22 protein-coding genes and 1 riboswitch are annotated in these 24,120 nt (G+C 66.3%); of the genes, 5 read left to right on the forward strand and 17 right to left on the reverse strand.

Annotated features, from left to right (window positions below):
• Positions 1 to 131: 131 nt before the first annotated feature.
• The 11 genes from DAEP_RS0109405 to DAEP_RS0109455 all read right to left on the reverse strand — a co-directional run bounded on the left by DAEP_RS0109405 (position 132) and on the right by DAEP_RS0109455 (position 12,747).
• Positions 132 to 503, reverse strand: a complete 372-nt coding sequence (locus DAEP_RS0109405; RefSeq protein WP_036760570.1) for a cytochrome C oxidase subunit IV family protein — start codon at positions 501 to 503, stop codon at positions 132 to 134.
• A 9-nt stretch (positions 504 to 512) separates the two neighbouring features.
• Positions 513 to 1,229 carry a heme-copper oxidase subunit III family protein gene (locus DAEP_RS0109410; protein ID WP_027244478.1) on the reverse strand — a complete coding sequence of 239 codons (717 nt, stop codon included), beginning with the start codon at positions 1,227 to 1,229 and terminating at the stop codon, positions 513 to 515.
• 13 nt (positions 1,230 to 1,242) lie between these two features.
• Positions 1,243 to 1,941 (reverse strand): cytochrome c oxidase subunit 3, encoded by a 699-nt coding sequence (locus DAEP_RS0109415; protein WP_027244479.1) that lies wholly within the window; start codon positions 1,939 to 1,941, stop codon positions 1,243 to 1,245.
• The gene (locus DAEP_RS0109420) at positions 1,938 to 3,713 is read right to left on the reverse strand and encodes a cbb3-type cytochrome c oxidase subunit I (RefSeq protein WP_027244480.1); all 1,776 of its coding nucleotides are present in this window, start codon (positions 3,711 to 3,713) and stop codon (positions 1,938 to 1,940) included. The genes DAEP_RS0109415 and DAEP_RS0109420 overlap by 4 nt, the downstream gene beginning before the upstream one ends.
• A gap of 133 nt (positions 3,714 to 3,846) precedes the next feature.
• Positions 3,847 to 4,674, reverse strand: coding sequence for a cytochrome c oxidase subunit II (locus DAEP_RS0109425; RefSeq protein ID WP_008555245.1), 828 nt, complete (start codon positions 4,672 to 4,674; stop codon positions 3,847 to 3,849).
• A gap of 283 nt (positions 4,675 to 4,957) precedes the next feature.
• Positions 4,958 to 6,787: a BCCT family transporter gene (locus tag DAEP_RS0109430; protein WP_008555031.1), complete on the reverse strand. Its 1,830-nt coding sequence runs from the start codon at positions 6,785 to 6,787 to the stop codon at positions 4,958 to 4,960.
• Between the two features lie 77 nt (positions 6,788 to 6,864).
• Positions 6,865 to 7,875 (reverse strand): Ldh family oxidoreductase, encoded by a 1,011-nt coding sequence (locus DAEP_RS0109435; protein WP_008558064.1) that lies wholly within the window; start codon positions 7,873 to 7,875, stop codon positions 6,865 to 6,867.
• A 12-nt stretch (positions 7,876 to 7,887) separates the two neighbouring features.
• The gene (locus tag DAEP_RS0109440) at positions 7,888 to 8,517 is read right to left on the reverse strand and encodes a DUF3726 domain-containing protein (RefSeq protein ID WP_027244481.1); all 630 of its coding nucleotides are present in this window, start codon (positions 8,515 to 8,517) and stop codon (positions 7,888 to 7,890) included.
• Complete coding sequence (locus DAEP_RS0109445) at positions 8,514 to 10,202, reverse strand: hypothetical protein (protein ID WP_027244482.1); 1,689 nt, start codon at positions 10,200 to 10,202, stop codon at positions 8,514 to 8,516. The genes DAEP_RS0109440 and DAEP_RS0109445 overlap by 4 nt, the downstream gene beginning before the upstream one ends.
• Positions 10,203 to 10,205: 3 nt before the next feature.
• On the reverse strand, positions 10,206 to 11,189 hold the full coding sequence (locus DAEP_RS0109450) for a membrane dipeptidase (protein ID WP_027244483.1): 984 nt from the start codon (positions 11,187 to 11,189) through the stop codon (positions 10,206 to 10,208).
• Between the two features lie 112 nt (positions 11,190 to 11,301).
• Positions 11,302 to 12,747, reverse strand: a complete 1,446-nt coding sequence (locus DAEP_RS0109455) for an aldehyde dehydrogenase family protein (RefSeq protein ID WP_027244484.1) — start codon at positions 12,745 to 12,747, stop codon at positions 11,302 to 11,304.
• A 105-nt stretch (positions 12,748 to 12,852) separates the two neighbouring features.
• On the opposite strand from DAEP_RS0109455, the gene DAEP_RS0109460 reads away from it, so the two are divergent.
• Positions 12,853 to 13,740, forward strand: coding sequence for a LysR family transcriptional regulator (locus DAEP_RS0109460; RefSeq protein ID WP_027244485.1), 888 nt, complete (start codon positions 12,853 to 12,855; stop codon positions 13,738 to 13,740).
• Positions 13,741 to 13,764: 24 nt separating this feature from the next.
• On the opposite strand, the gene DAEP_RS0109465 is transcribed toward DAEP_RS0109460, so the two are convergent.
• The 5 genes from DAEP_RS0109465 to rimK form a co-directional block, all read right to left on the reverse strand.
• Positions 13,765 to 14,526 (reverse strand): ABC transporter ATP-binding protein, encoded by a 762-nt coding sequence (locus tag DAEP_RS0109465; protein WP_008554602.1) that lies wholly within the window; start codon positions 14,524 to 14,526, stop codon positions 13,765 to 13,767.
• Positions 14,523 to 15,572 carry a FecCD family ABC transporter permease gene (locus DAEP_RS0109470; protein ID WP_008554126.1) on the reverse strand — a complete coding sequence of 350 codons (1,050 nt, stop codon included), beginning with the start codon at positions 15,570 to 15,572 and terminating at the stop codon, positions 14,523 to 14,525. Before DAEP_RS0109470 ends, DAEP_RS0109465 begins: the two co-directional genes overlap by 4 nt.
• Entirely contained in the window at positions 15,569 to 16,579 is a 1,011-nt protein-coding gene (locus tag DAEP_RS0109475; protein ID WP_027244486.1) for an ABC transporter substrate-binding protein, read from the reverse strand. The genes DAEP_RS0109470 and DAEP_RS0109475 overlap by 4 nt, the downstream gene beginning before the upstream one ends.
• Before the next feature lie 146 nt (positions 16,580 to 16,725).
• Positions 16,726 to 16,919: riboswitch (cobalamin riboswitch) on the reverse strand.
• A 77-nt stretch (positions 16,920 to 16,996) separates the two neighbouring features.
• Entirely contained in the window at positions 16,997 to 18,040 is a 1,044-nt protein-coding gene (locus DAEP_RS0109480; protein WP_008557188.1) for a succinylglutamate desuccinylase/aspartoacylase family protein, read from the reverse strand.
• 4 nt (positions 18,041 to 18,044) lie between these two features.
• Positions 18,045 to 18,950: a 30S ribosomal protein S6--L-glutamate ligase gene (gene rimK, locus DAEP_RS0109485; RefSeq protein WP_008555803.1), complete on the reverse strand. Its 906-nt coding sequence runs from the start codon at positions 18,948 to 18,950 to the stop codon at positions 18,045 to 18,047.
• 641 nt (positions 18,951 to 19,591) lie between these two features.
• Between rimK and DAEP_RS0109490 the strand changes: the two genes are divergently transcribed.
• Genes DAEP_RS0109490 through DAEP_RS0109505 form a run of 4 tightly spaced genes read left to right on the forward strand, consistent with a single transcriptional unit; the run spans position 19,592 to position 23,451 of the window.
• Entirely contained in the window at positions 19,592 to 20,209 is a 618-nt protein-coding gene (locus DAEP_RS0109490) for a paraquat-inducible protein A (protein ID WP_027244487.1), read from the forward strand.
• A complete protein-coding gene (locus DAEP_RS0109495) occupies positions 20,176 to 20,811 on the forward strand; it encodes a paraquat-inducible protein A (protein WP_008554792.1) in 636 nt (211 codons plus the stop codon). The genes DAEP_RS0109490 and DAEP_RS0109495 overlap by 34 nt, the downstream gene beginning before the upstream one ends.
• Positions 20,808 to 22,892, forward strand: a complete 2,085-nt coding sequence (locus DAEP_RS0109500; RefSeq protein WP_008555422.1) for an MlaD family protein — start codon at positions 20,808 to 20,810, stop codon at positions 22,890 to 22,892. Before DAEP_RS0109495 ends, DAEP_RS0109500 begins: the two co-directional genes overlap by 4 nt.
• A 1-nt stretch (position 22,893) precedes the next feature.
• A complete protein-coding gene (locus tag DAEP_RS0109505) occupies positions 22,894 to 23,451 on the forward strand; it encodes a PqiC family protein (protein ID WP_027244488.1) in 558 nt (185 codons plus the stop codon).
• A 38-nt stretch (positions 23,452 to 23,489) separates the two neighbouring features.
• Here the strand turns inward: DAEP_RS0109505 and DAEP_RS0109510 are convergent, their stop codons facing one another.
• Positions 23,490 to 24,119 carry a chorismate--pyruvate lyase family protein gene (locus tag DAEP_RS0109510; RefSeq protein ID WP_027244489.1) on the reverse strand — a complete coding sequence of 210 codons (630 nt, stop codon included), beginning with the start codon at positions 24,117 to 24,119 and terminating at the stop codon, positions 23,490 to 23,492.
• Position 24,120 lies beyond the last annotated feature (1 nt).

The raw sequence follows: 24,120 nt of genomic DNA on the forward strand, positions 1-24,120 counted from the left end.
AAACCGGGGCGCCTTTTTTTTGCAGCCATTGAAAAACAGAAAAGAGGGCAGCGCCTGGCCCGGGGTGGGCGTGTAGCGCCCGCCCATGGGGCGGGTCGGGCGCTGCCCGGCCTGTCGGCCAGGCGGGACGCTCATTCAGATGCTGCCGCCCCCTGGCCAAACTCAATCACCCGGGTCTCAGCGGTGTACCCCGACTCGATGATCAAAATCGCCAGCAGCCCGATCAGCGCCAGCGGCGGCAGCAGGATCGCGTAGATCAGCGCCAGCCGCTCCCAGGCCATGTGCATGAAGACGGCGATGATCAGCCCTGCCTTCAGCACCATGAAGATCAGGATCAGGCTCCAGCGCAAGAGCCCCTGCAGCTGCGCGTAATCCACCCAGTAGGAGCCGGCACTAAGGATGAACAGCAAGACCCAAACCACGAAGTAGAGCTTGATCGGGTGCTGCTGCCCCTCGTCATGCGCCACATGCCGGGTTTCCATTGCGTGCGGTGTGTCTGTCATGGCGGCCCCCTACCACAGATAGAAGAATGCAAAGATGAAGACCCAGACCAGGTCGACGAAGTGCCAGTACAGCCCCATGATCTCGACCGCCTCGTAATCGCCGTTGCCCGCCGACATCCAGCTGCGCTGGTCCCGGTCGAAGTCGCCCCGCCAGACCTTGAGGGCCACGATGATCAGGAAGATCACCCCGATGGTCACATGGGTGCCGTGAAAGCCGGTGATCATGAAGAAACTGGCGCCGAACTGCTCTGCCCCCCAGGGGTTGCCCCAGGGGCGCACGCCTTCGCTGATCAGCTTGGACCATTCAAACGCCTGCATTCCAACAAAGGCCGCGCCCAGCGCGGCGGTCGCGAGCATCAGCGCGGCGGTCGCCTTGCGCGCCTTGCGGTAGGCGCAGTTCACTGCCATCGCCATGGTGCCGGAGGAGGAGATCAGCACGAAGGTCATGATGGCGATCAGGATCAGCGGCAGGTCCCGGCCGCCGATATGCAGGGCAAAGACCTCGCTGGCGTTGGGCCATTCGGCAGTGGTTGAGCTGCGGGCGGTCAGGTAGGCGACCAGGAAGCAGGCGAAGATGAACGTGTCGCTGAGCAGCAGGATCCACATCATCGCCTTGCCCCAGGAGACCTTCTTGAACACCCGCTGGTCCGAGCTCCAGTCGGCGGCGAAACCGCTGTGCCCCTTTTGCAGCAGCGTCTGGTCCTGGCCTTGAAGCGGATGGTCCATGAGTCTCCCTCCCTCAATTCACGGCGGCGCGGCACAGTGCCAGAAAGGCGTTGCCCCAGCCCTGAAGCAGCGCAAACAGCATCAGCCAGAAGGCCAGCAGCGCGTGCCAGTAGAGCGCGCAGAGCCGCACCCCCGGCAGCAGCGCCTTGACGTCCCTGCCCTCGGCGTGGCGCAGGCAGATCGCGGCCAGCGCGATGATGCCGCCCAGCACATGCAGCCCGTGCAGGCCGGTGATCAGGTAGAAAAAGCTGGCCGCCGGGGGGCCGTCCAGCGGGTAGCCGCCGCTGGTCAGCGCAATCCATACCTGCACCTGCCCGGCCAGAAAGGCGAGCGTGGCGATGCTGGCGGCAATCAGGCTGGCGCGCAGCCAGCGCGTGGTGCCCGCCCGCGCGGAGATCACCACAAACTGCATGAACAGGCTGGCCAGCAGCAGCAGCGCCGTATTGAGCCACACCCGGCCGGGCAGCGGCACCAGTTCCCACGGCGTCTCGTCAATCTGCATGACAAAGGCACTGCCCAGCATCGCAAACAGCCCGCCGGCCACGGCCAGGAAAACCGCGATGAAGATAAATCCCGGCGCCTTGCCCGGGCCATGGCCCGCCAAGGGGGCAATCCCGGTTTCCAGCCAGGGCTTGGAGGCCAGGCGCTGCTGCGACAGCCACAGCCCGGCGGCCAGGGCGACCAGCGCCAGAAAGGCAAGGATGACCGTCACAGCCGCCTCCCCTCGCTTTCGGGCACCCAGGGGTCGTTCTGGGCGACGTAATCCTTGGGCGCGCCGGGCACGCTGTAGTCATAGGCCCAGCGGTAGACGTTGGGCAGTTCATCCCCCCAGTTGCCATGCCGCGGCGGCGTTTCCGGCGTCTGCCACTCCAGCGAGGTGGCGCGCCAGGGGTTGCCGCCCGCCGCAAGCCCATGGCGCAGGCTCCAGAAGATGTTGAACAGGAACAGCACCTGCACCGCGCCGACAATCAGCGCGGCGGAGGAGATGAAGGCATTGAGCCCATCGACCGGCGCGGTCAGGAAGGCCGGCTCGCCGATCTCGAAATAGCGGCGCGGCACTCCGACCAGCCCGACGTAGTGCATCGGGAAGAACACCGCATAGGCCCCGATGAAGGTGACCCAGAAGTGGATCTGGCCCATCGCCTCGTTCAGCATCCGTCCGGTGATCTTGGGATACCAGTGGTAGATCGCGCCAAAGATCACCATGATCGGCGCCACCCCCATCACCATGTGGAAATGCGCCACAACGAACATCGTGTCGCTGAGCGGCACATCGACAACCACGTTCCCCAGGAACAGCCCCGTCAGCCCGCCGTTCACGAAGGTCACGATGAAGCCCAGTGCAAACAGCATCGGCAGGGTCAGGTGAATGTCGCCCTTCCACAGGGTCAGGATCCAGTTATAGACCTTGATCGCGGTCGGGATCGCGATGATCAGCGTGGTGGTGGCGAAGAAGAAGCCGAACCACGGGTGCATGCCCGAGACATACATGTGGTGCGCCCAGACGATGAAGCTGAGCGCGCCGATGATCACGATGGCCCAGACCATCATCCGGTAGCCGAACACGTTCTTGCGCGCATGCACCGCGATCAGGTCGGAAACGATGCCGAAGGCGGGCAGCGCCACGATATATACCTCGGGGTGGCCGAAGAACCAGAACAGGTGCTGGAAGGCAATCGGGCTGCCGCCGCCGTAGCTCAGCTTCTCGCCCAGCTCGACCAGCGCGGGCATGAAGAACGACGTGCCCAGGAGCCGGTCGAACAGCATCATCACACAGGCCACGAACAGCGCCGGAAAAGCGAGCAGCGCCATCACCGTGGCGGTGAAGATACCCCAGACGGTCAGCGGCAGCCGCATCATGGTCATGCCGCGGGTGCGGGCCTGCAGCACGGTGACGGCATAGTTCAGCCCGCCCATGGTAAAGCCGATGATGAACAGAATGAGCGAGACCAGCATCAGGATGATGCCGCTTTGCGCGCCGCCGGGCGTGCCCGACAGCACCGCTTGCGGCGGGTACAGCGTCCAGCCCGCACCGGTCGGCCCGCCGGGAACAAAGAAGCTGGCTACCAGCACCAGAACCGCCAGCAGGTAGATCCAGTAGCTGAGCATATTGACGAAGGGAAACACCATGTCCCGCGCCCCGACCATCAGCGGGATCAGGTAGTTGCCGAAGCCGCCCAGAAAAATTGCGGTCAGCAGGTAGATCACCATGATCATCCCGTGCATGGTGACGAACTGGTAATAGGCCTCCGGCGTGATGAAGTCGAAGAGCCCCGGAAAGCCTAGCTGCAGCCGCATCAGCCAGGACAGCACCAGGGCCACCAGGCCGATCGCGACGGCAGTGCCGGAATACTGGATGGCGATGTATTTGGCGTCCTGAGAGAAGACGTATTTGCCGATCCAGCTGTGCGCATGCGGCGGCATCACGTCGGCAACTTCGCGCGGCGGCAAAGTGCTGTCGTGGTCAGGCAGGTAGTCGGTCATTACAGGCCTCCATCGCGTTTGCGTCCCGCCCGGCTGCAGGCCGGGCAGTGCCCGGCCGCCCCGTCAAACCGGAGGTTTGCCTCCGGCAAAACGGAGCGGGCACTCCGTTTCCGCCCGCGGCCGGGCTCTGCCCTTACCGTTCTGCCAGTCTTGTCGCGGGTTCAGCCGCCGCGCGGGCGTAGTCTTCAAAGGTCAGCTGCTCCTGCAGCCAGTCCTGGTATTCCTCCGCCTCCACCACGGTCACATAGCCGCGCATGAAGGAATGCGCGCTGCCGCAGTATTCGGCGCACAGCACCTCGAAATTGCCGGTGCGTGTCGGGGTGAACCAGATGTAGGTGACCATGCCCGGCACCATGTCCATCTTGGCGCGGAACTCGGGCACGTAGAAATTGTGCAAGACGTCGATGGAGCGCAGCAGCAGCTTGACCGGCTGATCCACCGGCAGATAGACCTCGCCGCCCTCGATGATGAGGTCATCCTGACCGAACCGGTCATGCGGATTGACGCCCAGGGGGTTTTCGCCGCTCACCCAGTCCGCATCCGCAGTGCCCAGCACCCCGTCGGCGCCGGGCAGCCGGTAGGCCCAGTTCCACTGCTGGCCGAAGACCTCCAGCTCGCTCGCGTTCTCGGGCACGGTGACGAACTGCTTCCACACGAACAGCCCCGGCACCAGCATCGCTGCCACGCCAACGGCGGTCACTGCTGTCAGCCACCACTCAAGCCGCTTGTTTTCCGGGTCGAACTCAGCCTTGCGGCCCGGACGGTGCCGGAACTTCCACACGCAATAGGCCGTGAACAGCACCACCGCGGCGAACACCGCACCAGTGATCCAGAAGGTTATAACCAGCGTGTTGTCGATATAGTCCCAGTTCGACGCGATCGGCGTCCACCACCACGGGCTGTAAAGATGGAACGCAACGGACCCCGCCACGATCAGCACAAGCACGACCGCAATCAGCATCCCGCCCCCTTTCCCCGCTCCCCGGACACATCCAAGGCCCGAAAGGCAGGTTCAATCGGTATGGACAACCAGTATACGCCTGTTTCACAAATTAATCCAGAAACGGGAATTCTTGCGCTCAAGTTCCGCAGGAATTTCCATTTTCAAGCATTTCACCCGGCTCACCAGAGCCGCGCGCGCTGAAGGGCCAGCACCGCTGATCGCCGGATCCCGGACTTGAAAAAAGGGCCGGAGGGATTGCTCCCCCCGGCCCCTGCACCGCCCGCAAGGACGGCGGGAGTGCTTATTCGGCAGGTGCGCGCTCTGCGGCCTTTTCGCGCTGACCGTCGCGGAACAGCGCCTTGGCCAGCGAGATGCACATCAGGCCCATGACCATGGTGAAGGGCAGTGCGCCGATGATCATCGCGCTCTTCAGGGCCTCCATCGGGTCCGCGCCGCCATTGGTCTTGCCTGCAAACAGCAGGGTGCCGATCACGGCGGTCAGGATCAGGCCCCAAACGATCTTGTGCTTGTTGCCGATGTTCTGGTCGCCGCCGGACATGATGGTGTTCATCACCAGGATGCCGGAGTCCGCCGAGGTGACCAGGAAGGTCATGATCAGCACCACGCACATGATGGTGACGCCGGACAGCAGGCTGCCGCTGATCATGCTTTGCAGGGTGACGAACAGCTTGGCTGTGTTCGAGGCGCCGATGATCGCGCCTTCGGCCGCGCCGTTCAGCTCCAGGTCGATGGCGGTGCCGCCCAGGATGGTCATCCAGGCAAAGCAGACCAGCGCCGGGGCGAGCACACAGCCGACGATGAATTCACGCACCGAGCGGCCGCGGGAAATGCGCGCCAGGAACAGGCCCACGAAGGGCGAGAAGGCGATCCACCAGGCCCAGTAGAATGTGGTCCAGCCTGCCTGCCAGCCGAACTGGCGCTGCGGCTCGCCCGCGGCATAGGCCGCCGACAGCACGTCGTCGGACAGGGCAGCAGCTTCACCTTCCAGACCGGACTTGAAGCCTTCGAAGGAGCCCCAGGCGTTGGTGGCACCGCCGCGCAGCGCATCGGCATAGGGGGCAGCCTCAGCCGGCAGCGCCGCCGAGAACTCAGCCGCGGATTGCGGGCCGAAAGCGCCAAAGCTCAGCGCCGTGAAGTTCAGGATGTAGTCCACAATGGCCGACGCGTAGGTGCTCATGGCGAACACGAAGGAGCCGAAAACCACAAAGACCAGCAGCAGGATGATCGACAGGACCAGGTTCAGGTTCGACAGATACTTCACGCCGCGGCCGACGCCGGACACTGCCGAGATGATCGACAGGCCCATGATCGCGAACAGGCCGGCCAGCAGGCCAACGGTGCCCGGTGCAGGCGCGTCGCCGCTCATGTCCATCATCCATTCCATGCCGGTGATCGCGTAAAGGCCGTCCACGAACTGCGACACGCCGAAGCCGATGGTCACGGAGACGCCCAGGATGGTGGCGACAACGCCCAGCACGTCAACGACGTGGCCCAGGAAGCCGTTCATCAGCTTGCCGAACAGCGGCGTCAGCGCGGTGCGGATGGTCAGCGGCATGCCGCGGGTATAGGCGTAGTAGGCCAGCGACAGGCCGGTCACCACGTAGATCGCCCAGGCATGGAAGCCGTAATGCAAGAAGGTGTAGCGGAAGCCGGACTGGATGGCCTCCTCGCTGTTCGCTGCGACCTCCTGCGACAGCACCACCGGGTTGGAGCCCCATAGGCCCAGCGGCTCTGCGGTGGCGAACACCATCAGGCCGACGCCCAGACCGGCGCCGAACATCATCGAGAACCAGGAAAAGTCCGAGAATTCCTTCGGCTCGCCCGGGGCCCCCATGATCCGCTTACCGGTTTGCGGCAGCGCGGCGACCACAAACAGGAAAAAGGCAAAGAAGCCGACGATGATGATGTAAAAGGCGTTGAAGTCCTCCAGAATACGCCAGTTCAGGCTGCCCAGCACGCCGGTGGCGTTTGCCGGCCACACCAGGGCCCAGAGCACCAGCGCGACCATGATCCCCTTGCTGAGCAAGGCAATCTCGACGCTGTGCCCCTCGTAGAAGCCGCCGTTGGAGGTCTTGATCTCCAAATCGGTAAAAGGTTGCTTAATTGACATGCGTTTCCTCCCGTTTCGCACGTGCCGCACCGGGGTGCGGAATGTCCGGCGGGGTGCGGCCCCGCCGGGGATTGGCGTCAGCCCAACAGAGCTTTGATCCTGGTCAGCGTTGCCACGCTGACCGCGACGCCTTGGTCCCGGGCCTTGATCCGCTTGCCGCGGCGCCCGTCGCCCGGCAGATGTGCGCCAGGCTGTGCCCGCACCGCGCCCACGATTCCGACCATTCCGGCACGAAATGTGTCATTCGAGGTTGCTGCGGGGTCGATTGCGATGAACATCTGGCCGGTTTTCGGCGGACCGCCCGCGGTGCCGGAGAACGGCGAGGCATTGATGCCCAGCGTTGCGCCGGTCAGCGCGGCGGCCATGATTTCGGTCAGCAGCGCCACCCCGACGCCCTTGTAGCCGCCCGACGGCGCCATCGAGCCCTTGAGGCCCGCGTCCGGGTCGGTGGTGGGGGTGCCGTCTGCATCCAGCGCCCAGCCCAGCGGGATCTCCCTGCCCTCGCGGGCGTGTTTCATCACTTCGCTTTTGGCGATGGTGCTGGCGCTTTGGTCGATCAGCAGCTCCGGCTCGCCGTCCTCGCCGGGCACCGCAACCGAAAACGGGTTGGTGCCGACCACCGGCTTGCTGCCGCCCGAGGGGGCAATCGAGGCGGGCGCATTGGTGAAGCCCAAACCCACCAGCCCGGCGCGGGCCAGGCGGGCGGTGTGGTAGCCCAGCACGCCGCAGTTGTAGCTGTTGCGGATGGCCAGAACCGCGATGCCCTGCTCCCGCGCGGCCGGGATCAGCGCCTCAAAGCCTGCGTCGATGGCCGGATGGGCGAAGCCGGTGGCCGCATCGACAGAAATGACACCGGGCCGGGGGCGGGTCAGCACCGGCGTGGCGTTGCCGTCCACCTTGCCGCACTGCACATGCTCGGCGTAGATCGGGATATAGGCGAGGCCATGGCTGGCCACCCCGTCCGCCTCGGTCGCAGCGGTGGCAGCCGCCAAGGGCCGCGCATTCGCCTCTGACGTGCCCGCCGCCACCAGGGCGCGGAACGACAGGTCTTCGATCTCAGCGAGGGTCAGGGTTTGGGTTTCAGTCATCTCGGTGCCTTCTCAGTCGTTGTCCGACAGCCCGGCGCCGGCGCCCAGCAGGCGCGACTCCTCGGTGGCCGGAGCGTAGGTTTTATGGGCAAAACGGTTGAGCGCGGCCCAGGCCGCCTCCTCCGGTTCGGCGCGGGTGCGGCCGGGGTCCGGGTTTGCCAGGCTGCCCGCGGCGCGGATGCTCAGGCGGGCGGCCGCGTCCGGCAGGGTGCCTTCGCTGTGCAGGGCGGCGCCGTCGGTGACAGCCTGGAAGCCCTCCCCCGCAACCGTGACGCAGGTGCCAAGCTGCCGTGCAGCCGTTGCGGCAAAGGGCAGGATCATCGCAGGCTGGGCAACCGGGCCGATGGCCATTGGCCTGTCCCGCAGCCGCGCCGCGCAGTCGGACAGCGCAGCGCCAGTTGCCAGCGGACAGAGCGGCGCGTCTGCCAGCCAGTCGCCCTCGATGCCTTGCGGGACGTGAGCCTGCAGCTCAGCTGCAAAGCCAGCCTCCAGCAGCCGGGCCAGCACCGCCGTGCCGTCCAGCCCCTGCGCGCACAGCCAGCGGGTGGCCTTCGCGGCTTCCTCGGCCAGGCCCCAGTCGTACCCTGCCCCGCGGGCGGCGCGTTTGGCGGTGGCTTCCACTTCGTTCAGCGCATAGCTCATTGGTCTGCCTCCGGGTACACCCACAGATCCGCGTTGGCGGTGGTCAGATCCTCGGGATAAGGCGCGCCCGAATACATGCAGATCCGCACCCAGCGGTCGGAGCGCGGGTCGAAATGGGTGGCCCCGAAGAACGACAGCTTCGCCCGCAGCATGTCGACCGGCAGCACCCGGTCGCTGATGGTGTTGCTGCGGATTTCGCCGTAAGGGGCGGCTTGGCTCATCTGCGCCCGGCGCACCGTGTGCCGGTGTTCCGGGTGGCGCAGCAGGAAGGCCGCGACGGGCGCATCGGCGTCCCAACCGGCCAGCGCGGCATGGGCCAAGGCTGCGTCACGGGCCGGCGCCAGCGGCTGTTCATAATTGGCGATGGGCTCGTCGAAGCGCTCGCCCATGCGCGGCTCCAGCTTCTCTTCCGAGACATACCAGGCGCGGGCGCAGTTCTCGCGGGCCGCCCAGTCCAGTTCCAGCGCCCAGCCAAAACTCTCTTTCAGCAGGCTGCGGACCTGAGAGACCGGCATTGCGCCATTGATGATGAAGGCGTCCTTGTTCGTATCGGCCATGCAGCCGGACAGACCGTCCACCAGGTCCGCATAGGGTTCCAGGATCAGCGAGGCCGCCAGTTCCTGCCCTTCGAGGCTCAGCGCCGTCCCGCTCCAGCGGATCAGGCGGTCCCAGGGGCGGTCAGTGCGCAGATCCTCCGCCGCCGCCCAGGCCGCCAGCTGGACGAGGTCCTTGCGCAGACTGGCCAGCTTTTCGAGCTGCACCGGATGTTGCGAGTGCCAGCGCGCGGCCGACAGCTCGCTCCGCCGCAGCATCCGGCGGAAGCAGGCGGCTTCCTCCGCGGTGGCCGTTTCGACCGAGCGCACCCGGGCAATCGCCTCTTCCCGCGCCATGATCCAGTTGTTGAACAGCACCGGGTGGTTGACGATGTAAGGCGCCATGCCGAGGCCGGTGGAATTGCCGATCCCCAGCCGCCGCGCGGTTTCGGGCGCCAGCGGCACGGCGTTTTCGCCGCCCTTGGCACGGGCCATGTGCTCCACCAGATCGCGGACGAAGACGCGGGTCAGGTAGACCGACAGCATCTCTGCCTGGAACGGCGCGCTGAGTTCGGGGCGGTCCGCGATGGCCTCCCGGTCAGCCGCGCCCAGCTTGCCGGAGCCGTAGACGGCAGTGGTGCGCATCAGGTAGCCGACGGCGTCCACCTGCGCCGGGTCCGGCTGCCGGCCTTGCGAAAGCGCATCGACAAAATGCGCCCACAGCCGCACCGAGCGGTTGGCGCGGGAAACAGACAGGGATTTCTCGTTGACCCGGCCCGCCTCCTGGTAAGGCACGTTCTGCGACAGCCGCTCGATATCGGCATCCGCTGGAACCCCGTCGAACAGGGTGAAGGTCGCATCCCATGCGGTCGCGATCACCCGGTCCGAGCGCATTTCCGGCGGCAGGTCGTGGGCGAAGGCAATCAGGGAGTAGGTCCGCGCAGGGCCGGTGGCGGTATAGACAGCCGCGCCAACACCCTTGGCATCAATATCAAACTTCGGGCGCGCAAAGCTCCAGTTTTCCCGCGCCATGCGCCGTGTCAGCACCCGCATAAAGCTGAGGCGGCACTGGTGCAGGGAGCCGAGGCGGCTGAGACGCATGACCTGCGCCGGATCCCGCCGTGATACCGTTGTCTGCGCGGTTCGTCCCATGACCTATCCCTTTGGGCCAAAGTTTTCGGCGAAGAACCGGTACCAGTTCCCGCCCATGATGCCGCTGACCTCGTCATCGTTCATGCCCGTCGCGCGCAGGCCGTCCTCGATGTTTCCGAAGTCGCGGTTGTCCTTGAACCAGCCGGGCATTTCCGGGAAGCCCGGCGCGGCGGCTGATCCTTCGCCGTAGTCGATGTCCTTGGTCCAACGGCCGACCCGCATCCATTCCACCACACTGTCAGGCTGGTCCTGGCAAAGGTCGGTGCCGATGCCGAGATGCTCCACCCCGTATTTGTCGGCAGTGCGGGCAATCATTTCGCAGAAGCTTTGCAGGGTGCAGTCCGATTTATCCTTCAGGTGGTGCGGATAGACCGAGAAGCCCAGCATACCGCCATGGCCGGTGACCGCGCGGATCACATCGTCCTTCTTGTTGCGCAGGGCCGGCGACCATTCATGCGGGTTGGCATGGGTGATGGCGATGGGACGGGCGGAAATCTCCGCCGCCTGGATGGTGGAGCGGTCGGCGGAATGGCTCATGTCCACGACCAGACCCACCCGGTTCATCTCCTTGATCACCTGACGGCCCATGCGGGTGATGCCGGTGTCCTCAGCCTCGTAACAGCCGGTCGCGAGCAGCGACTGGTTGTTGTAGGTGAGCTGCATGAAGCGGGCGCCGAGGGTGTGCAGGATCTCGATCAGGCCGATGTCGTCCTCCATCGGCGAGGGGTTCTGGAAGCCGAAGAACACGGCGGTGCGGCCTGTTTCGCGGGCCCTGTCGATGTCGCTGGCCCACTGCCCCTTCATGATCAGGTCCGGGTGCTGCTCGAACCAGCGGTTCCACTTTTCGAAGTTCAGAACCGTCTCGCGGAAAGTCTCGTGATAGGCAATCGTGACATGGATCGCGTCCACGCCGCCCTCGCGCAGCTGGCGGAAGATCTTTTCCGACCAGTTGGCATATTGCAGGCAGTCGATACGGTAGCCGGTCATTCAGGCACCTCGTTCAAGGATGGTCAGCGCCCGTCCGAAGGTTTGCGGGGGCAGGACGGGCGCTGTATCCGGCGTTTCGCCGGAAAAGTTCAGGCCGGGCGGCAGGCGGGCATCAGACCGGCTGGCCGGCGCTGATGTAGGCGGTCTTGACGGTGGTGTAGAACTCCGCCGCCGCCTTGCCCTGCTCGCGCGGGCCATAAGAGCTGTCGCCGCGGCCGCCGAAGGGCACGTGGTAGTCGGTGCCTGCGGTCGGCAGGTTGACGGTGACCACACCGGTGCGCGCGTTGCGGCGGAAATGGGTGGCGCGGGCCAGCGACCGGGTGACAATGCCCGAGGTCAGGCCGAAGCGGGTGTCGTTCACCACCGCCAGCGCCTCGTCATAGCTGCCGGCCTTGATCACGCTGGTCAGCGGCGCGAACATTTCCTCGCGGTTGATGCGCATATCGTTGGTGGTGTTCAGGAACACGCCCGGGGACATGTAAAAGCCCTCGTGCGGCATTTCCAAACGCTGGCCGCCGCAGGCCAGCTCCGCGCCTTCGGATGTGCCAAGGTCAACATAGGCCAGGTTCTCGTTCAGCTGCTGCTCGCTGACCACTGGCCCCATCTGCACGCCCTCTTCCAGCGCGTGGCCCACTTTCATGGCCTGCGCCCCGGCGACAAGCTTGTCGACAAAGGCATCGTGAACGGCTGCGTGGACCACGAGCCGGGAGGAGGCAGTGCATTTCTGGCCGGTGCCGCCGAAGGCGCCGCCCAGCGCCAGGGTGACCGCCAGATCCAGATCGGCGTCGTCCATCACCGCCAGCGCGTTCTTGGAGCCCATCTCCATCTGCACCTTGGTCAGGTTCTGGATGGCGGCGGCGGCAATGCCCTTGCCCACCGGCACCGAGCCGGTGAAGGAGATCGCGTTCACCTTGGGGCTTTCGGCAAGGCGCTGGCCGATCGAGCGGCCGGACCCCATGACCAGCGAAAACAGGCCCTTGGGGATGTCTTGCTTGGCGATGATTTCGGTCAAAGCCACGGCAGAGGCCGGAGTGATGTTCGCGGGCTTCCAGACCACTGCGTTGCCGTAGCAGAGCGCCGGCGCGATTTTCCACGAAGCGGTCGCGGTGGGGAAATTCCAGGGGGAGATGATGGCGACCACGCCCACCGCCTCGCGGCGCACGTCCACCTCGATGCCCGGGCGCACGGAATCGGCGTTCTCCCCGATCTGGCGCAGGCATTCCGCGGCGTAGTAGGTGAAGAACTGGCCGGCCCTGAAGACTTCGCCCTTGCCCTCGGCCAGCGGCTTGCCTTCTTCACGGCTCAGCAGCGTGCCCAGTTCCTCAGCGCGGGCCATCAGCTCGTTGCCAATGTTCATCAGCACCGCCTGCTTGCGCTCCAGCCCGTAGGCAGCCCATTCGCGCTGCGCGATCTGCGCCTGATCCAGCGTGGCGTCCAGCTGATCGGCGCTGGCCTGGGCAAACATGCCGACCAGATCGCTCAGATCCGACGGATTGCGGTTTTCGATTTCGCTTTCGCCCGCCAGCCATTCGCCGGCAATCAGGTTCAGTTTGGTCACAGAGAAGCCCCAGATGCTGAAATTCAGGTTTGCAGCAGGATGGACTTCGGCCCCAGCATCAGTCAAACTCAATAAACTGAACGCAATTTCAACAATCCTGAAGCCATGGCCCTGAAGATCGAAATGCTGCGCGCCTTTTGCACCGTGGCGCAGACCGGAAACCTGTCGGAGGCCGCCAACCGGCTGGGCCGCACGCAGTCAGCTGTTTCCATGACCCTCAAGCAGATGGAGGATCATCTGGGCAAGAAGCTGTTCGAGGGCGAGCGCAAGAACCAGCTGTCGCCGCTGGGGGAGCAAGTCTTTGAACTGGCGCAGAAACAGGTGCGCCGCTTTGATCAGACGGTGCAGAGCATCGAAATGGCGGCGGAGGCGACCCACGGGTTGATCCGCATCGTGTCGGTGCCCTCGGTGGCGGCACTGGTGTTCCCGCCGGTGCTGGAGCATATGACCGCCCGCTTCCCGGGCCTGAAGGTGGAGCTGCGCGACACCGACACCCAGCAGGTTCTGGACGCCCTGGCCGAGGGCAAGGCGGATATCGGTATCGCGTCCGGCTATCATCCGCTGAACGGGGTCAAGGCTGTGCCGCTGTTCGAGGACCGGTTCGGCCTGGTCTGCTCCGCCGATCACCCGCTTCTGCGGCAGGAGCGGCCGCCATCGATTGCCGAGGTTACCGGACCCGGCTTTGTCCGCAACGCCCTGTGCGGCCTGATCCGCAACGAACGCTTCGTCGCGGCCAGCAGCGCCGCCGATGTGACGATCCACAACACCCATTCGCTGATCACCATGGTGCGGACCGGCAAATGGGTGACCGTGCTGCCGCAGACCGTGGCCCGGTTCATGCCGGAAACCACCGCCTTCCGCGCCATTGCCGATCTGCCGGACAAGCGGGAGGTCTACCTCTACCAGCGCGAACGCTCCCGGTTTGCGGCCCTGACGGAGGAATGCAGCCGGTTCATCCAGTCCTGCGACCTGTCACCGGATCAGCCGGGGTAACCGCGCGCCTGCGCCCGCCGCCGTTCAGGCAAGGTGAAAGGACAGATGCGGCGCGCCGCCGTCCGCATCCCGGACCTGCCGGGCCGTGATCCCGAACACCTCCGATACCGTGTCCGGCGTCAGCGCCTGCTGCGGCGTGCCCGATGCCACCAGGCGCCCGCCCGACAGCACCGCCACCCGGTCGCAGGTCAGCGCCTGGTTCAGATCGTGCAGCGCCACCACGGCAGTCACCTTCAGGTTCCGGACACAGTTCAGGATCGACAGTTGGTGGTGGATGTCCAGATGGTTGGTCGGCTCGTCCAGCAGCAGCAGCCCCGGCTGCTGGGCCAGGGCCCGCGCGATGTGCAGCCGCTGCCGCTCGCCGCCCGACAGGGTGGCCCATTCGCGCTGGGCAAATGCCTCCATTTCAACCGTCCGCAGGGCTTTGTCCACCTGCCGGGTGTCTTCCTCGCTCCACGGCCGCAGCGCCGACAGCCAGGGGGTGCGGCCCAGCTCCACCACCGAACGCGCGGTGATGCGCTCCGCGGTGTCGGCCTGCTGCTCGACGATGGCGATCCGCTGGGCGATTTCCCGGCGCGACAGCCGGGCCAGCGGCTGCTCCGCCAACAGCACGTCGCCTTGCGAGGGCCGGGCCAGCCCCGCCAGCAGCCGCATCAGCGTCGATTTGCCGGAGCCGTTGGGGCCGACCAGCGCCAGCGTTTCCCCCGGTTGCGCCATCAGCGACACATCCGACAGCAGCGCCTTGCCGCGCACCGCGAAGGACAGGCTGCGGGCTTCGATCCTCATCGCGCCGTCCTCTGCCCGCGCACCAGAATGATGGCAAAGGCCGGCGCTCCGATCAGCGCGGTCACGACGCCGATGGGCAGCACCTGGCCGGGGATGATGATACGCGACACGATGTCGGCGCCGATCAGGAACACCGCGCCGGTCAGGGCGGCGGCGGGCATCAGGCGGCGGTGGCCGGGGCCGACCAGGAACCGCGCCGCGTGGGGGATCACCAGGCCGACAAATCCGATGGAGCCGACGATCGACACCATCACAGCGGTCATCAGCGCGGTGGCAAAGATCAGCACCACCTGCACCCGCCGCACCGGGATGCCCAGCGCCGCGGCGGAATCGGTGCCGAAGGTGAAGGCATCCAGCGCCCGGGCGTGGAACCGGCAGATCATCCAGCCCGCCAGCGCCAGCGGCACCGCCAGCCACACATCCGGCCAGCGCACGCCGCTGAGGTTGCCCATCAGCCAGAACATGATGCCGCGCGCCTGATCGGCATTGGCGGATTTGGCGATGATGAAGGCGGTAAGCGCGTTGAACAGCTGCGAGCCGGCAATGCCCGCCAGCACGATCTGGGCCGCTGCCGCCCGGCTGCTGCCCGCCCCGGCGGCGCGCGCCAGAACGGCGACAAAACCAAACGCCAGCAGCGCGCCGTTGAAGGCGCCGAAGGACAGCGACAACGCGCCGCCGCCGAGGCCAGCAATGGTCACCGCCACCGCCCCGGTCGAGGCACCGGCGGAAATGCCAAGGATGTAAGGATCCGCCAGCGCGTTGCGCAGCAGCGCCTGCAGCACCACGCCCGCCACCGCCAGCGCCGCGCCGCAGGCCCCGGCCACCAGCGCCCGCGGCAGCCGGTAGCTCCAGATGATGCCCTGGTCCACCGGGTCCACCGGCAGGCCTGCGCCGGCCAGTTTGTTGACCAGAACGGACAGGACGAGGTCAGGCGCAAGCGAGGTTTCCCCGATCATTGCGCCTGCCAGAACCGCCGCAGCCAGCACCGGCAGGGCCAGGCAAGCGCCCCGGATGCCCTGCCAGGCAAGTGCGGCGGCTGCGCTCATGCGCCGTTGCCGATCGCGCTGAGTTCAGCGGCCAGATCCTCCAGCGCCGGGATCGCGCGGATGGTGGCGTCCATGGCTTGGGCATCCATCACCACGATGCGGCCGTTCTTCACGGCGTCCATCTGGCTGGCGACCGGATCGGTGCGCAGGAATTCCAGCTTCTTCTCGTAATCATCGGCGGCAAACCGGCGGCGGTCCATGCGGGCAATCACGATCACCGTCGGGTTGGCCTTGGCGATGGTTTCCCAGCCGACGGTCGGCCATTCCTCGTCGGTCTCGATAACATTGCGCAGGCCCAGCTGCTGCATCATGTAGCCCGGCGCGCCTTTCTGGCCGGCCACGAACGGGTCGCTCTCCATCTCAGGCGACGAGAACCAGAACACGGCGGAGGCGTCTTTCAGAGAAACCTCCTGCGCCTTGGCCACCGCCGCAGCCTCGCGGGCCTTGTAGCCGGCGACCAGCTCCGCGCCCTTTTCGGCCGCGCCGAAGATCGCCGCCAGCTCTTCGATGCCCTGATACAGGCTCTCGGTGGTGAACATTTCTGTCCGGGTGCCGTCGCCGCCGGTGGTGTTGTCCTTGCCGGCGCAATCTGCGGGCAGCACATAGGTCGGGATGCCGAGGTCATGGAACTGCTCGCGCTTGGCGACGATGCCTTCGGGACCGACGTGCCATTCGTACTGCGCCGCCACTAGGCCGGGGCGTTTGGCGACCACGCTTTCAAAGCTCGGGTCGTTGTCCGCCAGACGCTCGACCTTGGCGTTCACCTCGGCATATTCCGGCAGCACGTCGTTGAACCAGACCGAGGTGCCCAGCACCTTATCCCCCAGCCCCAGCGCATAGAGCACTTCGGTGGCCGCCTGGCCAACGGTTACGGAGGACGCCACGGGGGTTTCGAAGGTGAGGGACTGGCCGCAGTTTTCGATGGTCAGCGGAAAGGTCTCATCAGCTGCCGCGGCCTGTGCCGCAAGGGTGAAGGACAGGCCAATCAGGCCGGAACGCAGGAACATTTTAGTCGATCTCCATGTGTCAATGACCGGAGAACGGGTGAAAGGGCATTGACCGGCGGTGCGGAGGGTCTGAGCCCTTCCTCTGCGGCGCCTTATCGCGGCGGCGCATCCTGCCGGCAACCTCCCCGGACAACCCCGCCCGGTGTGCTTCGGTTTCTCTACCGGCAGGTCTCCTGACTGGCGGGTCATCGTCTGGGCCGTCTTCCCGGACCGCTGGGATCCAGTGACACGATGGCACAGCACTCGCCGCCTACAGTTGCGGGGGCAGTTCCGTTTGGCGCCCGGCAGGCACCACGGATTCCCTCTTAGCCCTTGCGGGACCGGTTAGGCGCGCGTAGCGCATCGCCTTCCTTGCGGCAAGAAAAAGTTGCCGCTGGCCGGGAAAACCCCGGCGGGAGGCCCGCCCTGCCGGGCGGGTTACAGGATCTCATCCTCGTCAAACATCGGATCGTCCTCCAGCTGGGCGCTGATGTCCTCGACCGAATCCTCTGCCTTTCTGAAGGAGGGAACCCTTCCCAGATGGAACACCGCATCGCCCTCGTTCACGACGGGCATTACCGCGCGGCCGACAATCAGCCCGTCGAAGGGGGCCAGGATTTCCTTGTCCTGCTCGCCGAAAGGGTCCGAGACCGACCCCATCAGCTCCCCTTCCCGGACCAGTTCCCCGTCATTCCTGTAGACCCTCAGAAGCCCGCCCATCGGCGCCCGCAGCCATTTGCTGGAGGCACAGAACTGCGGCTGCGATTTGGGTTTGGAAATGCCCTTGGCCGGAACCATCCCCATGTGCCGCAGCACCCGCAGGATGCCGGCCAGCCCGGCCCGGATCGACAGCTCGTCAAACCGCAGGCCCTCGCCCGCCTCAAAAAGCAGGATGTCCTTGCCGATCTCCCTGGCCGCACCGCGCAAAGAGCCGTCGCGCAGCGGCGACTGCATCACGATGGGCGCGCCGAACACCCCGGCAAGCTCCCGGGTTTTCGGGTTGTCGGGCGAGATGCGGATCTGCGGGTAATTGGTCCGGTGAACCGCCGCCGAATGCAGGTCGATCCCCAGATCCGAGCGGGCGACCACCTCGCTCATGAACAGATGCGCCATACGCGAGGCCAGCGAGCCGTGCTCGCTGCCGGGAAACGCCCGGTTCAGGTCGCGCCGGTCAGGCAGGTAGCGGGAATGGTTGATGAAACCGAAGGCATTGACGATGGGCACCGCAATCAGCGTGCCCTTGAGCGTCGTCAGGTTCGGCGCCCGCAGCAGCCGCCGGATGATCTCCACCCCGATCACCTCGTCGCCATGCACGCCGCCGCTGACAAAGACCGTCGGCCCGTCCTGACGGCCATGCACCACATGCGCTGACATGGTCACCGGCGTGTGATCGGACAGGACGCTGACCGGCAGGTCGACCGTCAGCCGCGAGCCCGGCGCCACTCTGGCGCGGCCGATGGTAAAATGCTGCCGCCCCCTCATGCGCTCACCCCTTGCCCTTGGTTTTGGTGGCACCTGCCTTGGCGTTCTTTTCCAGGAACTCGATCATCTTGCCGGCGATATCCAGGCCGGTGGCCTTTTCCACCCCTTCCAGGCCGGGGGAGGAGTTCACTTCCATCACCACCGCGCCGTGATTGGCGCGCAGCATGTCAACACCGCAGGCGTTCAGGCCCATGGTCTTTGCCGCGCGCACGGCGGTGGCGCGTTCTTCCGGCGTCAGTTTCACGACCTGAGCCGACCCGCCGCGGTGGAGGTTCGAGCGGAAGTCGCCCTCGGCCCCGGTGCGCTTCATCGCGGCCACGACCTTGCCGCCGATCACGATCGCCCGGATGTCGGTGCCGCCGGCCTCCTTGATGAACTCCTGCATGAGGATGTTGACGCCGGCGCCGCGGAACGCCTCGACCACCGACTTGGCCGACCGGTGGGTATCGGCCAGAACCACGCCGATACCCTGGGTGCCCTCCAGCAGTTTGATCACGATCGGCGCGCCGCCGGCGAGTTTCAGCACTTCCTCGGTCTGCTTGGGGTCATGGGCAAAGGTTGTGACCGGCAGGCCGACGCCGTCGCGCGCCAGCAGCTGCATCGAGCGCAGCTTGTCCCGCGACCGGCCGATGGCGACGCTTTCGTTCAGCGGGTAGACCCCCATCATTTCGAACTGCCGCAGCACTGCCGTGCCATAGAAGGTGACCGAGGCGCCGATCCGCGGGATCACGGCGTCATAGCCCTTCAGCTGCTCACCATTGTAATAAACTTCCGGGCGGCGGGTTGCGATGTTCATGTAGCAGCGCAGCGTGTCGATGATGTCGAGCTGGTGCCCCCGCTCCTCTGCCGCGGCCTTGAGGCGCTTGTGGGTATACAGGTTGGCATTGCGGGCAAGCATGGCAATTTTCACGTGGTGTCCTTTTCAGGTTGCCGCGCAGCAGCGGCGCGGCTGGCGCAGGCGGCGGTTGGATGGGTTTCGGCCCTGCTCTGCAGGGATTTTCTGACAGGTTCTGCTGGTCCGTCCGCCGGTACCAGTGTCCGGCGGACGGGCGTCATCGCCAATGGGGATCAATCATCTGCTTCGAACCTATAAGGTGCCGTATCCGTTTTCAAACATGCTGCCGCCGGGCCGCCGGAGGCGGTGCGCGGCTGGCTTGCCGACCCAGTACAGCCAGGCTAGAGTCTTGCATATAGGCAAAATATCATCGGCCCCTGCAAGGGATCGCATTGGCCAGCGCGGCCGGCATCCTGCCCGGGCTTCACGGGTGTGCCGGCCGGGATTCGCGGGCATGCTTGCGGCGGCAGGACCCGCGGACGCTGAAGGCTCCCCCGGACGCTGCGGCCGGGGCAGGCGCTGCAAGGGTGCGATAATTATCTCCTGCGCGCATTTCCAGGAAAAGAGGCATGTTTTGAGTGTTGCGGACCGATCCTTTGTGGTTATGAATGCCAACGCCTTCGTTACCTGCCGGCGGGCGAGAAGAGCCCGGTGCTGCAGGCTGCGGCAGATGGAGCGCCGCGCTGCGGCCGGCTGCTTGAGCGGACAAGGATAAGATGGACCCGGAACAGCTGATCGCCTGCCCTGCCTGTGACGTGCTGCACCGCGACCAGGAGGTGGCCAAGCACACCGTCGCCCGGTGCGCCCGCTGCGGCACGGTGCTGGCGGCGCCCAAATCGGGGGCGATGACCCGGATTGCGATGCTGTCCCTGACGGCGCTGATCCTGCTGGCGGCTGCGGCCGGCTTCCCGTTTCTGGAACTGCAGGCCCAGGGGCTGTCGCACCGGGCCTCGGTGCTGGATGCGGTGCTGGCGTTTTCCCGCGGACCGATGGCGCCGCTGTCGCTGGCCACGGGCCTGCTGATCGTGCTGCTGCCCGCGGCCCGCTACGGCGCCCTGGTCTACACTCTGGCGCCGATGGCGCTGGGCTGGCACCCTGCCCCGCATGCGGCCGCCGTCTACCGCTGGGCAGAGCGGCTGAAGCCCTGGGCGATGGCAGAGATATTCATCATCGGTGTCGCGGTCGCTCTGGTCAAAGTGTCCGGCCTCGCACGGGTCGGGCTGGGGCCTGCCTTCTGGGCCTTCGCGGCGCTTTTGGTGGTGACCATCCTGACCGACAGTTCCATTTGCAGGCTGACCGTATGGAAAACCCTGAAAACCCGCCGCGGTTCCTGACCGCAGCCGAAGCCGGGCTGACCGGCTGCCGCACCTGCGGGGCCGTCAATCCAGGCGGCGCGCAGATCTGTTACAGCTGCCGCAGCGCGCTGACCCCGCCCTCCGCTTACAGCCTGCAGCGGGTCTGGGCCTGGCTGGCGGCGGGGCTGATCGCCTATGTCCCCGCCAATATCTACCCGATGCTGCGCACCACCACGTTTGGACGCGCCTCCGAGAACACGCTGCTCGGCGGCATCGTGGAGCTGTTCGGCCACGGCTCCTACGGCGTGGCCTTCATCGTGTTCTTTGCCAGCATCGTGATCCCGCTCGCCAAGTTTCTCGCCATCGGCTATCTGGCGGTTTCGGTCCGCAGGCCCGCGGCCCTTGGCAGCCACGGCAGGCTGGTGCTTTATGAGGTCGTCGAATTTATCGGCCGCTGGTCGATGATTGATGTGTTTGTCGTGGCGATCCTGACTGCCCTGGTTCAGCTGGATTTCGCCGCTGCCGTCACCCCGGGGATTGCAGCGGTCAGTTTTGCATTGTCGGTTGCCTTCACCATGCTGGCAGCCCAAAGTTTTGATCCGCGCCTGATCTGGAACGCGGAAAAGCGAGAGTTTGAATGAGCACGCCCGAACCCGCCACGATGAAAGTCTCCGCGCAGCGCCCGTCGCCGTGGCGCAACCTCTCGCTGGTCTGGCTGGTGCCGCTGGCGGCGCTGGCGGTGTCGCTGGGCGTTGCCTGGCAGGCATACTCCAGCCGGGGAGTTCTGATCCGCATCACTTTCGAGAACGCTTCCGGCGTTGTGGCCAACGAAACCGCGGTGCGCTACCGCGATGTGGCGATCGGTCAGGTAGAGGAGCTCGGCTTTACCGAAGACCTGAGCAAGGTCACTGTCTGGGCCCGCATCGACAAGAAGATTGCCCCCTACCTCGATCAGGACGCCGCCTTTTGGGTGGTCCGCCCGGAGGTCAGCACGCGCGGCATTTCCGGCCTCAGCACGGTGCTGTCCGGTGTCTATATCGAAGGCACCTGGGATCAGGAGCCCGGCGTGGCCGCCACCCGCTTCGAGGGCGTAGACGGGCCGCCGCTGGTGCAGCCGGGCCGGGACGGGCGGCGCATCACCCTGCGCACCCCTAATGGCAGCATGATCTCGGAAGGCGCGCCGGTGCTGTTCCGCGGCGTTGAGGTCGGCCGGCTGGAGCAGCCGCGTCTGACGGCCAGCGGCGACAGCGTTGTTGTCGATGCCTTCATCGACGCCCCGCATGACCGCCGCATCAACTCCGCCACCCGGTTCTGGGACACCTCTGGCTTTTCAGTCTCCTTCGGTGCCAGCGGGCTGTCGCTGGACGTGGACAGCATCGCCTCGCTGGTGGCCGGAGGCATCGAATTCGACACCGTTTTCGACGGCGGCAAACCAGTGGGCAAGGACACGGTGTTCGACATTCATGAGGACGAGGCCGCCGCCCGCCGCACAGCGTTTGCGCGCTCGCAGTCGGAAGGCGTATCAGTGGCTGTCGCCTTTGACGAGTCGGTGGCCGGGCTTGCCAGCGGCGCCGCCGTCAGGCTGGGCGGCGTCAAGGTCGGCGAAGTCAGCACCCTGAACGCCGCCATCCAGAACCAGAACGACGAGCCCGAGGTTCGGCTGATCGCCAAACTGCTTCTGCAGCCTGCCCTGATGGGGCTTCCGCCCGGCGCCGGAGAAGCGGAGGTCCTGGATTTCCTGGAACAGGCGGTCGACGGCGGTCTGCGGGCCCGGCTGGCCGCGGCCGGACTGCTGAGTTCGGAACTGATTGTTGAATTGGTTACGCTGGATGAAGCCGCGCCGGCGCGGTTCGACCGAAGCGCGGAACCCTTCCCCGAGCTGCCCAGCGCCCCCTCCGACCTGCCCGATTTCACCGCCACCGCCGAAGGCGCGATGGAGCGTATCAGCGAGCTGCCCGTTGAGGAGCTGATGGCCCAGGCCATCGCCACCCTGGCCAGCATTGAAGACCTGGCCTCTGCCGACAGCACCCGCGAGGTTCCCGCCGCCGCGGTGGCGCTGCTGGAGGACACCCGCGCGCTGGTCGCGGATCCCGGCACCCGCGCCCTGCCGGCGGAGCTGACTGCCGCGGTGACGGAGCTGCGCGCCATCCTGACGGAGGTGCAGCAGGGCAATGCCGCGGCCAATCTGAGCGCCGCGCTGGAGCAGGGCAGCAAGGCCGCCGCCAGCCTTGCCGCAGCATCGGATGAGCTTCCCGCCCTGGTCAGCGACTTCCGCGACCTGGCGGCGAAGGCCAATTCGCTGGAAGCCGAAGAGCTGATCCGCTCCGCCAGCCAGCTGATGAACAGCGCCGATGCGCTGATCGGCACCGAGGAGGCGCGCGATCTGCCTCCTGCCCTGACCGGCGCACTGGACGAGGTGCGCGCCACCCTGGAGGCGCTGCGCCAGGGTGGGCTGGTGGACAATGCCAACGCCACCATGGCCTCCGCCCGCGGCGCCGCCGATGCGGTGGCCGCTGCCGCCGAAGGCCTGCCGGCCCTGTCTGCCCGGCTGGAGCGGCTGGTCGCCCAGTCCGAGGCGCTGATCGCCTCCTACGGCGCCCGCTCCAGCTTCAACTCCGAGACGCTGGACGCCCTGCGCGAGGTCAAGACAGCCGCCCGCGCGGTCTCGCAGCTGGCCCGCAAGATTGAACGCGATCCGAATTCCCTGCTGTTTGGAAAGTAATATGATAAAAGCCCTGACTTTACTGGCCCCCCTTGCCCTGCTTGCGGCCTGCGGCCCCTCCAATGACGCCCGCTACCTGATTTCCGCAGCGCCGGGCGAGAAAGTGGCAAACCTGCGCTCCCGCACGATCGAGGTGCGGCTGGTCTCCCTGCCCTCCTATGCCGCGGCGTCGGAAATCGTCGCCGAAGGAGACGGCGGCGCGCTGTTTGCCCTCGGCGGGGCGCAATGGGCGGACGACCCCGCCCGCGGCATGACCGCGGCGCTGGCCCGCGGGCTGAACCAGCGCACCGGCGCCGCCGCCGCGGTTGAGCCCTGGCCGCTGAACACCGGCCCGGATGTGCGGCTGGATGTGCGGGTTGATCAGGCCTATGCGCGCGCCGACGGGGTGTTTGCGCTGACCGGCCAGTTTGCGGTCTCCTCGCCCGAAGGCACCGTGCGCGAATTCGTCAGACCCTTTGACATTCTGGTGCCCGTCAACGGCACCGGCCCGTCAGCCGCTGCCGACGCCCTGTCGCGCGCGCTGGCGGAACTTGCGCGGCAGGTATCGCAAGCCATGTGACAGCACCGGCCAGACGGGTGCGCGCGCCACCGGCCGCGTCAGGCGGTCTGCGCCCCCGGCCCCGCCAGCGGCAGCCCCTGCATCATGCCCGAGCGGTAGGTTTCGGTGATCAGCATGCAGGAGGTGTTTTCGATTTCCAGGACATACGTCCTGGCCGCCTCCGGGTCGGGCACGCCGCAGCGCTGCCACAGCCGGGACAGCACCCCTTCCGGGCACGGCACCGGCCGTTTGCGGGTCAGCTTGATATCAAAGATGTAGCCGATCGGCGCCAGCCCCTGTTCCAGGTGCCGCTGCACCTCCGGGTCGAGCTGCTCCAGCGCGACATAGGTCAGGTTGTCCATCATCACCTCGCCCTGGTGCGACATGCAGACCTGGCGTTCAATAAACGACGTGCCCGGCAGATGCGCCCTGACCCCGGCAGGAACGTCCGCCGTGACCTTCTGGTGCAGAACATCCAGCTGCACCGGCCCGCCGGCCAGTGTCTCGCAGATCAGCGTGGCTGAGCCGTCCTGCACCAGCAGCATCTTTTTCCAGACAGCCGCCCATGCCGCAAACGGGCTGCCGGCGGCCAGGCCATCGTCAAACCGCTTGCGCAGCAGCACTGCCTGCCGCCCGTTCGGGCTGGCGGGCAGCGTGCCCGCGCCCTGGTGCTGACTGCCGGTGCTCATG

The organism is Leisingera daeponensis DSM 23529 (assembly GCF_000473145.1).
Classification (GTDB): Bacteria; Pseudomonadota; Alphaproteobacteria; order Rhodobacterales; family Rhodobacteraceae; genus Leisingera; species Leisingera daeponensis.

Bases quoted from the DNA above. Each gene is read 5' to 3' on its own strand.
- DAEP_RS0109475 (WP_027244486.1), bottom strand. From the start codon at position 16,579: ATGTTCCTGCGTTCCGGCCTGATTGGCCTGTCCTTCACCCTTGCGGCA.
- DAEP_RS0109505 (WP_027244488.1), top strand. From the start codon at position 22,894: ATGATAAAAGCCCTGACTTTACTGGCCCCCCTTGCCCTGCTTGCGGCC.
- DAEP_RS0109465 (WP_008554602.1), bottom strand. From the start codon at position 14,526: ATGAGGATCGAAGCCCGCAGCCTGTCCTTCGCGGTGCGCGGCAAGGCG.
- DAEP_RS0109490 (WP_027244487.1), top strand. From the start codon at position 19,592: ATGGACCCGGAACAGCTGATCGCCTGCCCTGCCTGTGACGTGCTGCAC.
- DAEP_RS0109510 (WP_027244489.1), bottom strand. From the start codon at position 24,119: ATGAGCACCGGCAGTCAGCACCAGGGCGCGGGCACGCTGCCCGCCAGC.
- DAEP_RS0109440 (WP_027244481.1), bottom strand. From the start codon at position 8,517: ATGAGCTATGCGCTGAACGAAGTGGAAGCCACCGCCAAACGCGCCGCC.
- DAEP_RS0109500 (WP_008555422.1), top strand. From the start codon at position 20,808: ATGAGCACGCCCGAACCCGCCACGATGAAAGTCTCCGCGCAGCGCCCG.
- DAEP_RS0109470 (WP_008554126.1), bottom strand. From the start codon at position 15,572: ATGAGCGCAGCCGCCGCACTTGCCTGGCAGGGCATCCGGGGCGCTTGC.
- DAEP_RS0109450 (WP_027244483.1), bottom strand. From the start codon at position 11,189: ATGACCGGCTACCGTATCGACTGCCTGCAATATGCCAACTGGTCGGAA.
- DAEP_RS0109405 (WP_036760570.1), bottom strand. From the start codon at position 503: ATGACAGACACACCGCACGCAATGGAAACCCGGCATGTGGCGCATGAC.
- DAEP_RS0109430 (WP_008555031.1), bottom strand. From the start codon at position 6,787: ATGTCAATTAAGCAACCTTTTACCGATTTGGAGATCAAGACCTCCAAC.
- DAEP_RS0109410 (WP_027244478.1), bottom strand. From the start codon at position 1,229: ATGGACCATCCGCTTCAAGGCCAGGACCAGACGCTGCTGCAAAAGGGG.
- DAEP_RS0109445 (WP_027244482.1), bottom strand. From the start codon at position 10,202: ATGGGACGAACCGCGCAGACAACGGTATCACGGCGGGATCCGGCGCAG.
- DAEP_RS0109420 (WP_027244480.1), bottom strand. From the start codon at position 3,713: ATGACCGACTACCTGCCTGACCACGACAGCACTTTGCCGCCGCGCGAA.
- DAEP_RS0109480 (WP_008557188.1), bottom strand. From the start codon at position 18,040: ATGAGGGGGCGGCAGCATTTTACCATCGGCCGCGCCAGAGTGGCGCCG.
- DAEP_RS0109435 (WP_008558064.1), bottom strand. From the start codon at position 7,875: ATGACTGAAACCCAAACCCTGACCCTCGCTGAGATCGAAGACCTGTCG.
- DAEP_RS0109495 (WP_008554792.1), top strand. From the start codon at position 20,176: ATGGAAAACCCTGAAAACCCGCCGCGGTTCCTGACCGCAGCCGAAGCC.
- DAEP_RS0109460 (WP_027244485.1), top strand. From the start codon at position 12,853: ATGGCCCTGAAGATCGAAATGCTGCGCGCCTTTTGCACCGTGGCGCAG.
- DAEP_RS0109425 (WP_008555245.1), bottom strand. From the start codon at position 4,674: ATGCTGATTGCGGTCGTGCTTGTGCTGATCGTGGCGGGGTCCGTTGCG.